The sequence below is a fragment of the Vibrio sp. A2-1 genome (assembly GCF_021728355.1).
Classification (GTDB): domain Bacteria; phylum Pseudomonadota; class Gammaproteobacteria; order Enterobacterales; family Vibrionaceae; genus Vibrio; species Vibrio splendidus_K.
Map to the genome: position 1 here is coordinate 35,575 of NZ_JAKKCO010000003.1, position 11,854 is coordinate 47,428.

General features: G+C 43.6%; 6 protein-coding genes. All 6 read left to right on the forward strand.

Annotated elements, in window-relative coordinates; all coding sequences use genetic code 11:
- Nucleotides 1–21 precede the first annotated feature (21 nt).
- The 6 genes from L3V33_RS11420 (at nucleotide 22) to L3V33_RS11445 (ending at nucleotide 11,847) form a co-directional block, all read left to right on the forward strand.
- Nucleotides 22–4,863, forward strand: coding sequence for an NAD-glutamate dehydrogenase (locus tag L3V33_RS11420; RefSeq protein WP_237290404.1), 4,842 nt, complete (start codon nucleotides 22–24; stop codon nucleotides 4,861–4,863).
- A 371-nt stretch (nucleotides 4,864–5,234) separates the two neighbouring features.
- Nucleotides 5,235–6,245, forward strand: a complete 1,011-nt coding sequence (gene pyrD, locus L3V33_RS11425; protein ID WP_017077215.1) for a quinone-dependent dihydroorotate dehydrogenase — start codon at nucleotides 5,235–5,237, stop codon at nucleotides 6,243–6,245.
- Nucleotides 6,246–6,450: 205 nt separating this feature from the next.
- Nucleotides 6,451–6,999: a cell division protein ZapC gene (locus L3V33_RS11430; protein ID WP_004733648.1), complete on the forward strand. Its 549-nt coding sequence runs from the start codon at nucleotides 6,451–6,453 to the stop codon at nucleotides 6,997–6,999.
- 547 nt (nucleotides 7,000–7,546) lie between these two features.
- Nucleotides 7,547–9,667: a bifunctional 23S rRNA (guanine(2069)-N(7))-methyltransferase RlmK/23S rRNA (guanine(2445)-N(2))-methyltransferase RlmL gene (gene rlmKL, locus L3V33_RS11435; RefSeq protein WP_017088510.1), complete on the forward strand. Its 2,121-nt coding sequence runs from the start codon at nucleotides 7,547–7,549 to the stop codon at nucleotides 9,665–9,667.
- Between the two features lie 25 nt (nucleotides 9,668–9,692).
- A complete protein-coding gene (locus L3V33_RS11440) occupies nucleotides 9,693–9,953 on the forward strand; it encodes a glutaredoxin family protein (RefSeq protein ID WP_017106982.1) in 261 nt (86 codons plus the stop codon).
- Entirely contained in the window at nucleotides 9,931–11,847 is a 1,917-nt protein-coding gene (locus L3V33_RS11445) for an ABC transporter ATP-binding protein (protein WP_237290405.1), read from the forward strand. The genes L3V33_RS11440 and L3V33_RS11445 overlap by 23 nt, the downstream gene beginning before the upstream one ends.
- Nucleotides 11,848–11,854 lie beyond the last annotated feature (7 nt).

An 11,854-nucleotide genomic window follows, 5' to 3' on the forward strand; every position in this document is an offset into this window, starting at 1 on the left:
TTCTAATTGTGGAGTGTGACTATGACCGCACGTGAAACTGTGGTTCCAGTTTTACTTGAAAAAGTGTACAAACTGATTCAAGACAAACTTGACCTTGCTCATCGACCTCTCGTAACTCAACTTGCTCAACACTTGTTTAGTAACGTTTCTCACGACGACCTGACTCAGAGAAACGAATCCGATTTATACGGTGCTGTAGTTAGCTTATGGCATCACATCAATGAAAAGAAAGCCGACGAAATCTCTGTCCGTGTTTTTAACCCGACAGTAAGTCGCCAAGGCTGGCAATCTACTCACACTATCGTCGAGATAGTGGTACCAGATAGCCCATTCCTCGTTGATTCTGTAAAAATGGCATTAACCCGCCTCGACCTCTCTTCTCACCTTATGCTTCACAACCCAACACAAATCTCCCGTTCTGATAAGGGAAGTGTTGTTGGTGTAAGCAACAATGAAGGTGCTTTCCAATCGCTTTTCCATATTGAGGTTGACCGTCTTAGCAGCAAAGCTGAAATGACAGCGCTTAAAACAGAGCTGTTGGATATCTTTACCGATACAGGTCTTGTGGTTAATGACTGGCTACAAATGGTAGAAAGACTTGAAGAAGTCACAAATCAAGTTGAACAGCAAAAAGACACGATTCCAGTCGATGGTCAACGCTTTGATGAAACGCTTGCGTTCCTTCGTTGGTTAGGTGAGCACAACTTTACATTTATGGGCTACAAGGAATACGACCTTGTTTCTGTGAATGGCGACACTGAACTACAACCTACCAAGGAGCAAGGCCTTGGTTTGTTCGCAAATTCAGATCGTGTACGTAACGTTAAGCTGTCTGAGTTTTCTGACTCGGCGCGCTTAGAAGCGAAAAAACCGTATGTATTGATCGTAACCAAGGGCAACACGGCTTCACGCATTCACCGCCCAGCTTACAATGATTACATCGGCATCAAGAAGTTTGATAAAAACGGCAAGGTAATTGGTGAGCACCGTTTTACGGGTCTTTACACTTCTGCTGTTTATAACCAAACCGTTGAAAGCATTCCTCTAGTTCGCGAGAAAGTAGAGCGTATTTTAGATGCAAGTGGTTACCGTAAGGGTTCATACTCTTACAAAGCACTGCACAATATTCTAGAAAACTATCCGCGTGATGAACTGCTTCAAGCTCGAGAAGAAGAGCTACTTGAAGTCGGTACGGGCGTTGTACAAATGCAAGATCGTGATCTTCTGCGCTTGTTCGTTCGCAAAGACCCGTTTGGCCGTTTCTTCAGCTGTATGGTTTACGTAACAAAAGATCGTTACAACACCGAGCTTCGTCGTCAAACCCAACGCATTTTAAAGCAATACTTCGGTTGCGAAGAAGAGGTCGAATTCACGACATACTTCTCTGAAAGCCCACTGGCAAGAACGCACTATATTGTTCGTGTTGATAACAACAACATGGATGTGGACGTGAAAACAATTGAGCAAAATTTAATGGAAGTATCGTCTACGTGGGATGACCGCCTGTCTGAATCAATCGTTGCTAACTTCGGTGAGAGCAAAGGTCTTCCGTTATCTAAAGAGTACATGCGTGCATTCCCACGTTCGTACAAAGAAGACATGATGCCTGGTTCTGCGGTTGCAGACATCGAGCGTCTAGAAGCACTAAGTGAAGACAACAAACTTGGCATGCTTTTCTACCGTCCTCAAGAAGAGGCGGCAGATTCTAAAGCTGTTCGTTTGAAACTGTTCTACCACAGTGATGAGCCAATTCACCTGTCTGATGTTATGCCAATGCTTGAAAACTTTGGCCTGCGCGTTATTGGTGAATCACCTTATGAAGTGCGCAAGACCAATGGGGTGACTTATTGGATCCTTGATTTCTCGATGCTTCATAAGAGTGACAAGACGATTGATCTTCGTGAAGCTCGCGATCTATTCCAACAAGCTTTTGCTGCGATTTGGGCGGGTGAGTTAGACAGTGATGGTTTCAACCGCTTGGTATTGGGTGCAGGTCTTTCTGGCCGTGAAATCTCAATCTTACGTGCATATGCGCGTTACATGCGCCAAGTTGGTTTCCCATTCAGCCAACAATACATTGAAGACACATTGTCTCATTACCCAGATCTAGCGAAAGGGTTAGTGAGCTTATTCGGCAAGCGTTTTGATCCTAGATTGAAGGGCAGCGCGAAAGGCCAACAAGATCTTATGAAGAAGATCACTGAACAGTTGGATCATGTAGAAAGCTTGGATGATGATCGTATCATTCGTCGCTACATGGAAATGATCACAGCAACGCTTCGTACTAACTATTATCAGTTAGACGACAACAAACAGTCTAAACCTTGGTTGGCTCTAAAAATGAGACCAAGCGAGATTCCAGATATCCCAGCGCCGGTTCCTGCATTTGAGATCTTCGTTTACGCACCAGACATTGAAGGTGTGCATCTACGTGGTGGTAAAGTTGCTCGTGGTGGTTTACGTTGGTCAGACCGTCAAGAGGATTTCCGTACTGAGATTCTAGGCTTAGTTAAAGCACAACAAGTTAAGAACACGGTTATCGTTCCGGTTGGTGCAAAAGGTGGTTTCGTTTGTAAGCGTCAACACACTATGTCTGGCCGAGACGAGATCTTTGCTGAAGGTCAACGTTGTTACAAGCGCTTCATCCGTGCCTTACTAGACGTATCAGACAACATCATTGAAGGCGAGGTTATCCCACCTAAGAGTGTTGTTCGTCACGATGAAGATGATCCGTACTTGGTTGTTGCTGCCGATAAAGGCACAGCAACGTTCTCGGATCTCGCAAACTCAGTATCTGAAGAATACAACTTCTGGTTAGGCGATGCGTTTGCCTCTGGTGGTTCTAACGGTTACGACCACAAAGCAATGGGGATCACAGCGAAAGGTGGTTGGGAATCTGTTAAACGTCACTTCCGTGAAATGGGCATCAACTGCCAAACAACGGACTTCACTGCTATTGGTGTAGGTGATATGGCGGGCGATGTGTTTGGTAACGGCATGCTGTTGTCTAAGCATATTCGTATGCAAGCTGCGTTTAACCACATGCATATCTTCATCGATCCGAATCCAGAATCTGCCTCTAGCTGGGTAGAGCGTGAGCGCTTGTTTAATCTACCTCGCTCAAGCTGGGAAGATTACAACAAAGATCTTATCTCTCAAGGTGGTGGCATCTTCTCTCGTCGAGCGAAGTCTATCTCTCTGACGCCTGAAATTCAGAAAATGCTGGGTACCAAGAAAGCATCAATGGCACCGAATGACTTGATCAAAGCGATCTTGTCTATGCAGGTTGATCTTCTTTGGAATGGCGGTATCGGTACATACGTTAAGTCTTCAAACGAGACTCATACGGATGTTGGTGACCGTGCAAATGACGTGCTTCGTATCGATGGCCGTGACCTGAAAGCTAAGGTTGTTGGTGAAGGCGGTAACTTAGGTATGACTCAACTGGGTCGTATCGAATACGCACTAACGGGTGGCCGTGTTAATACCGACTTCGTTGATAACGTTGGTGGTGTAGACTGCTCAGATAATGAAGTAAACATTAAGATCTTCTTGAATGGTTTGGTGTCTAATGGTGATCTAACCGTTAAGCAACGTAACCAAGTGCTTGAATCGATGGAAGATGAAGTGGGTGAAATCGTACTAGACGACGCATATTGCCAAGCTGAGTCTATTTCGGTTACTGAGCATCAAGGTGTTGGCTTAGTCAAAGAGCAAATCCGCTTTATTCATACAATGGAAAAAGCAGGGTACTTGGATCGTGGTTTGGAATACATTCCAGACGACGAAACATTGCTTGAGCGTGAAAAGCAGGGCCAAGGCCTAACAAGACCAGAGCTTTCTGTACTTGTTGCTTACGGAAAAATGGTGCTTAAAGAAGATCTTGTTAGTGATGATATCGCTAATGATGAATTCCATGCTCAACAACTTATGCAATACTTCCCAACAGCGTTACGTCGTAACTATTCTCAGCATATGGATAACCATCCACTACGCTCTGAAATCATTGCAACGGCACTGGCTAACCAAATGGTTAACGAAATGGGTTGTAACTTTGTTACTCGTCTGCAAGAAGAGACGGGTGCAAATATCGTTGATATTGCAAATGCTTACGCGGCATCACGTGAAATCTACGGTCTTGGCCATGTTCTGAAGAGCATCCGTGAACTGGATAATGTTTCAAGTTCTGAAGCTCAATATGAATTGATCTACCATGTTCGCCGTACACTTCGTCGCTTGGCGCGTTGGTTGTTAAGAAACCGTACCGGTAAACAGTCAGTGAAAGCACTGATTGAACTTTACCAAGGCGATGTTCTTACTATCACAGAGAAACTGGATGAAAACCTAGTGGCTTCTGAAGTAGAAGAGCATAACGCAATGGCACAGTTATGGATTGACCAAGGCGTAAACGCTGAGTTGGCTAATTCAGTTGCGCGTTTGTCTAGCTTGTACTCAGCACTGGATATATCCACAGTGGCTCGTGAAACAGGTAAAACAGTACAACAAGCGTCTAAGCTTTATTTCAATCTTGGTGACCGTTTGTCTCTGCACTGGTTTTTGAAACAAATCAATGGCCAAGCAGTAGACAACAACTGGCAAGCATTGGCACGTGCCGCATTCAGAGAAGATCTGGATTGGCAGCAACGTCAGTTAACTGGCCAAGTACTTAACTGCGGTTGTGCTTCAGATATTGATGTGATTAAAGCGCTTGATGATTGGATGGAAAGCAACTCGGTTTCTCTGCATCGTTGGGAAAGCATCTTGAACGAATTCAAAGTGGGTTCGGTTCATGAGTTTGCTAAGTTCTCAGTAGCACTACGTGAATTGATGCTACTGAATCTAAACTGCATGTCGACAGACTAGCGATTAGATAAAAACGAAAATAAACAAGGGCAGGCCATTAGGTCTGCCTTTTTCGTTTGGCCGAACAATGTTATTTGACAGAACAGTGCTATTTGGCTGAATAGTGAATGACGTGTCCGATTATTTCATTGAGTCACTTATGCTTGGTCAAGTTAGCTTATCCCAGGTCGAGTTAATCTATGCTCGTTACACGAATGATAGTCAAATGGACTATCCGTTGGAGGATACGGTAACGTTTGCTTAATAATAAACCTCTTTCGTTAGCAAACTCGATTATCTTACCCTAACAGACAGTAATAGATTGAATAGTTGGGTAAATAAGTAAATAATATCGCCCCGTTTACACGGCGCTTTTTTCTATCGGAGGCACAATGCTTTACCGTCTAGCCAGAACTGGCTTTTTCCAACTTGATGCCGAAAAGGCTCATGATCTTGCAATTCAAAATTTCAAACGCTTCACTGGCACACCTATTGATCTTTTGTATCGCCAACAATTACCTCACCGACCTGTAGAGTGCATGGGTCTTACTTTTAAAAACCCAGTTGGCCTTGCTGCCGGCCTAGACAAAAACGGTGAATGTATTGATGCATTTGGCGCAATGGGTTTTGGTTTTGTAGAAGTAGGGACTGTTACTCCTCGTCCACAAGCTGGTAATGATAAACCACGTCTGTTCCGTCTTGTTGAAGCCGAAGGTATTATCAATCGCATGGGCTTTAACAACCTAGGCGTAGATAACCTAATTGAGAATGTTAAGAAGTCGAACTATGACGGCATCTTAGGTATCAATATCGGTAAGAACAAAGACACGCCAATTGAAAAGGGCGCGGAAGATTACATTATCTGTATGGAGAAGGTTTACCAATACGCGGGTTACATTGCGGTAAATATCTCTTCACCAAATACTCCAGGACTTCGTTCGCTACAATATGGCGAAGCACTTGATGATCTGTTGTCTGAACTAAAAACCAAGCAATCTGAATTAGAAGCGAAGCATGGCAAATATGTCCCGCTTGCTCTTAAGATCGCGCCGGATCTAAGTGATGACGAAATCAGTCAGATTTGCGAATCATTGATCAAAAATAAGATCGACGGTGTGATCGCAACAAACACAACATTAGATCGCAGCATTGTTGAAGGCATGAAACATTGCGACGAAGCGGGTGGCCTAAGCGGACGTCCGGTTCAATCTCGCAGTACTGAAGTTGTTCGTAAACTTCACGAAGAGCTGGGTGACCAATTACCGATCATCGGGGTAGGTGGCGTTGACTCTTACGTTGCTGCAAAAGAGAAAATGATGGCGGGCGCGAAGCTTGTACAAGTTTACTCTGGTTTCATCTACAAAGGTCCAGGACTTGTAGGCGACATCGTCAAAAATCTATAGTTCGCAAAAACGATCTTAGTCCAAAGACTACAATCCGGCATCGTCTTAATAAAAGAGACACTGTAACTCACTGAGTTGTAGAGAAAAGCAATAAGAAAGAGGAATTCATTTCCTCTTTTTTTTTGCCTATCGCACAGTAAAATTACTGTAATTGAAGGTAATTTTGCGTTTTACCTAATGGAATGGTTCAACAGTGTGAGACGAAATGATGCTTAAACCTAGCGATACATGGAGTTGGTATTACGATGAGCAGCAATGTTCATTGATGCTAAACCTCGGAGAGGATATGATTTTTAAAACGAATCTGGTCCGCAATAAGCTGGTGGACTGCGCTTTTAAAGATAATGAATTCACTGTTGATGATGCATCTTCCTACCAAACCTTCAAAGAACAAATTTCTGGCTTAGAACTGTCTGAGCCACGACAAGCTGAGCTTGCACTTTATTGTGTGGCTGCAAAGCGTTTCCATAAGCCTGTGCAGCCTAAAAGCTGGTTCTTCGACTCACAAGGCGCTGGCCATGAATATCCTCAAGAAGGGGATATTGTACAAATGAATAACGAGCATAGTCTTGGTTACTTCATTGTATTAGAAGTAGGAGAGTGTGCGAGCTTATGTGCATTTGTAGACTTAGAAGAGTTCCTGTTAACGCCTTCAAAAGGGTTACGCTTTGGAGACTCGATTAAAGTCATGCACGATAGAATGACTGACGCAAATGCCATCCTTCATCAAACGCATATTGCGATGGTGGGTTAATCTTTAATCTCTAACCTAGAGCATCACTAGAGCATTATTTCACCCAACCATCGCTACGAATAAACCTGTAATACCTTCCCCATAATCGGCTTAATAGCCGATTTTTTTGTGCCTAAAAAAGCCTATCTCAATAAATACGACGTAGTTCATTCATTTGAATGACGTTGTTCACTTATTTAATTTGTAAAAAACGTATCTTTTTTAACCTCAATTTCGACCGATTCTCTTATTATCGATGGTGGGTTTCCTCTGTTTATTCCCTGTTTGGGGTCTTTTGTTGCTAAGTTTCAACTTAAATTTACCTCTGGTATATACCAGTTTCGGGGTGAATATAAATGCACTTAATGATTTAAGCCTATCGATGAGTGTTATTTCTGCGAGATTGAGAGTTGTTGTGTTGTAAGGGGATGCGAGTAAGCGATCGCTTCATGACTGACCATTTGCTAAGCAGTTAGTAGAAAGATTCAATGAAAAGACGAGTTTAGTGTGATGCTCTAATAGCAAATTCAGGTATAATCGAGCTCATTTTTATCAATAAAAGAACACTATGAATCAATATCTAGCGGTTACCTCAAATGGCCTTGAGAATTTATTAGTTGAAGAACTAACCCAACTAGGGATTACAAACGCAAAACCTGTTCAAGCAGGTGTTAAATTCAAAGCCACCAATGAGCAAATTTATCGTTGTTGTTTGTGGAGCCGTTTGGCTTCTCGATTTGTACGTGTCCTTTCAGAATTCACTTGTATGGATGACATGGATCTTTACCTATCGACCACTGCGGTTAACTGGGTAAATCAATTCCATAGCACCAAGCGTTTCGTTGTTGACTTCAATGGTACGAACAACGAAATCCGTAATAGCCAATACGGTGCGATGAAAGTAAAAGATGCCGTTGTAGATTGCTTCGAGAAGAAGTCTTTACCGCGCCCATCTATTAGCAAAGAAAATCCAGATATTCGTATTCACGTTCGTCTGCATCGTGACAAGGCGATCCTTGGTGTAGATATGGTAGGCAGTGGCCTTCATCAACGTGGCTACCGTCCAGAATCCGGTCGCGCACCATTGCGTGAAACTCTTGCTGCTGCGATTCTTCTTCGTAGTGGCTGGGATGCAACCAAACCTTTCCTAGATCCTATGTGTGGTTCAGGTACGTTAGTAATTGAAGCTGCGATGATGGCTGCAAACATGGCACCTGGTGTGAAACGTCAGAAATGGTGTTTTGAATCACTAGAAGATTTCGAACCTGAGCTTTGGGCTGAAGTTAAAGCTGAAGCGAACGTTCAAGGCCGTCGTGGCGTTAAGAAAGTAGAATGTAAGTTCTTCGGTTATGATAATGACGAACGCATGATCAAAACGGCGCGTGACAATGCACGTCGTGCTGGCGTTGAAGAGTTGATTGAATTCGAAGTAGGTGACGCAGCAAAGCTTAAACGCCCTGCAGAGTTTAATGATGGTGTGATTGTGTCAAACCCTCCTTATGGTGAGCGTTTAGGTACAGAGCCAGGCTTGATTGCACTGTACACTGCATTTGGTGCTCAACTGAAGGCTGAGTTTGGCGGTTGCAACGCTTCTATCTTCTCAAGTTCTGATGAATTACTTAGTTGCTTGCGTATGCGTGCAGACAAACAGTTCAAACTGAATAACGGTGCGTTACCGTGTCACCAGAAGAACTACTCAATTTCAGACCGTCCTATGTCTGAGCGTCCAACTGGCGAGCAAGAACAGCTAATTGCACCTGATTTCGCGAACCGTCTTAAAAAGAACATCGGAAAAATCGGTAAGTGGGCTAAGAAAGAACAACTAGATTGCTACCGTATCTACGATGCTGACTTACCAGAATACAATGTAGCGATTGACGTATACCCGGGTCACCTTGTGATTCAAGAATACGCAGCGCCGAAAGATGTGCCAGAAGACAAAGCTAAGCGTCGCTTAACCGATATCATCCGTGCTTCTATTCAAGTAACTGGCGTTGAAGCAAACAACGTAGTGCTTAAGGTTCGTCAGAAGCAGAAGGGTCGTTCTCAATACCAGAAGATGGCTCAAGACTCTTCTAACCTAGAAGTAAACGAATATGGCGTTAAGCTGATTGTTAACCTTCATGACTACCTAGATACAGGCTTGTTCTTAGATCATAAGATTACTCGTCGTCGTATTGGTGAGATGGCTGGTGGTAAAGACTTCTTGAACCTGTTTGCTTACACAGGCAGTGCTTCTGTTCACGCTGCAGTAGGTGGCGCTCGCTCTACAACGACAGTGGATATGTCGAACACGTATCTTGAGTGGGCAAAAGAGAACATGGAGCTGAACGGCCGTGTTGGTCGTCAACATCAATTCGTTCAAGCAGACTGCTTACAATGGTTGGCGAAAGAGCAAGGATCTTACGACTTGATCTTTATTGATCCACCAACGTTCTCAAACTCTAAGCGTATGGATCAATCTTTTGATGTTCAACGTGACCACATCCAGTTGATGGAAGATTTAAAGCGTCTTCTAAGAGAAGAAGGCACGATTGTGTTCTCTAACAACAAGCGTCATTTCAAGATGGATATGGAAGGACTGGAAGAGCTGGGTCTTAAAGCTCAGAATATCTCGTCTAAGACATTGCCTCTGGATTTCTCTCGCAACAAGCACATTCATAACTGCTGGTTGATTACTCATAAGTAATTAAGAGATTGTATAAGGATATATAGTGCTGACTCTCTACAGTACAGAAGGGTGCCATCTATGTGAGATGGCATTCAAACTCACGGAACAGCTGAATATAAGTCATCAGATCAATGTGGTGGATATCGCATTGGATGATGAGCTCTTTTCCCGTTACGGGGTCACTATTCCGGTGCTCAAATTTGAAAGCTCTGACTTGTCTCAACACTCAGAGCTTAACTGGCCATTTGGCTTGTTAGAACTTAACGATTGGTTAAAGAAGAATGGCATTACTTACAATTCATAATGGGCAATTAGCGTTTGGCGATCACCCATTATTAGATGGTGCGGATTTCGCACTGCAAGAAAATGAACGTGTGTGTTTGGTTGGCCGTAATGGTGCAGGCAAATCAACGCTGATGAAGATTTTGTCTGGCAACATCATCATGGATGACGGCAAGATGCAGATCACACAAGATGTGGTTGTCTCTCGTCTAGAGCAAGATCCACCGCGTAATGAGCAAGGCTCTGTTTACGAATACGTATCTGGTGGTTTAGCTGAGATAGGTGAGTTGCTTAAGGAATATCACAACTTACTTGATGTTATTGCAGAAGATCCTAGCGAAAAGAATTTAAACCGTCTTACTCGCGTTCAAGAAAAATTGGATCATGCCAATGCTTGGCGTTTTGAAGATCGCGTAAGTAATGTTCTTGCCGCTCTTAAACTAACAGCAAATACCAAACTGACTGAACTGTCTGGTGGTTGGCAACGTAAAGCTGCACTTGCACGTGCGCTTGTATGTGACCCTGACGTATTACTGCTTGATGAGCCTACCAACCACTTGGACGTAGCTACGATCGAATGGTTAGAAGCTTTCTTAAAAGATTTCCGCGGTTCAATCATCTTTATCTCGCATGACCGTGCTTTCATCAAATCAATGGCAACACGCATTGTCGACCTTGACCGTGGCAAGCTAAGTTCTTTCCCTGGTGACTACGACAACTACTTGCTAGAGAAAGAAGAAGCGCTACGTGTTGAAGAGATGCAAAACGCTGAATTCGACAAAAAGCTAGCGCAAGAAGAAGTTTGGATCCGTCAGGGGATCAAAGCGCGTCGTACGCGTAATGAAGGCCGTGTTCGTGCCCTTAAAAAGCTTCGCGAAGAGCGTCAAGATCGTCGTGAAGTACAAGGTAAAGCGAATATCCAAATCGATACGTCCGCACGTTCAGGTAAAATCGTATTTGAAGCAGAGAACCTTAACTTCGCATTTGAAGGCAAAGAGATCGTTACAGACTTTAGCTTCAACATCATGCGCGGCGACCGTATCGCACTTATCGGGCCAAATGGCTGTGGTAAGAGTACGGTTCTTAAACTGCTTCTTGATCAACTTAAACCTGATTCAGGTCGTTTGCATTGTGGTACTAAACTTGAAGTGGCTTACTTCGACCAATACCGCGAAATTCTAGACCCTGAGAAGTCGGTGATTGATAACCTAGCTGATGGTAAACAAGAAGTGACCGTAGGCGGACGTGAGCGTCATGCACTAAGTTACTTACAAGATTTCTTGTTCTCTCCTAAGCGTGCTCGTACGCCGGTTAAAGCGCTATCTGGTGGTGAGAAAAACCGCTTGTTATTAGCTCGTATTTTCCTTAAATCGAATAACTTGTTGATTCTCGATGAGCCTACCAATGATTTAGATATCGAAACATTGGAACTTTTAGAAGATTTGCTTGCCAACTATGAGGGTACGTTGCTTCTCGTGAGCCACGATCGTCAGTTTGTAGATAACACGGTAATGACGAGTTGGATATTTGAAGGTAACGGTGTAGTTGAAGAGTTTGTTGGTGGTTACCACGATGCTCAGAAACAAAGAGCACAAGCACTGGAGTATCGTCAGGCTGAAAAGCCAGCAAAGGCGGAGAAAGTTGTTGAGGAAACTCCCAAAACTGCGCCAGTTAAAGCTAAACCTAAGAAGTTATCGTATAAGCTACAACGAGAACTAGAAGCGCTACCAATGCGTTTAGAAGAATTGGAAACCGAAATTGAAACTCTGCAGCAAGAAGTTAATGATCCAGACTTCTTCTCAAAATCTGTAGAGCAGACACAACCAGTTTTAGATAAGCTATCTGCAGTAGAGCAGGAGCTTGAAGTTGCTTTTGAGCGCTGGGAAGAGCTCGAGGCACTACAACAGGAAAGTTAAGAAGTAA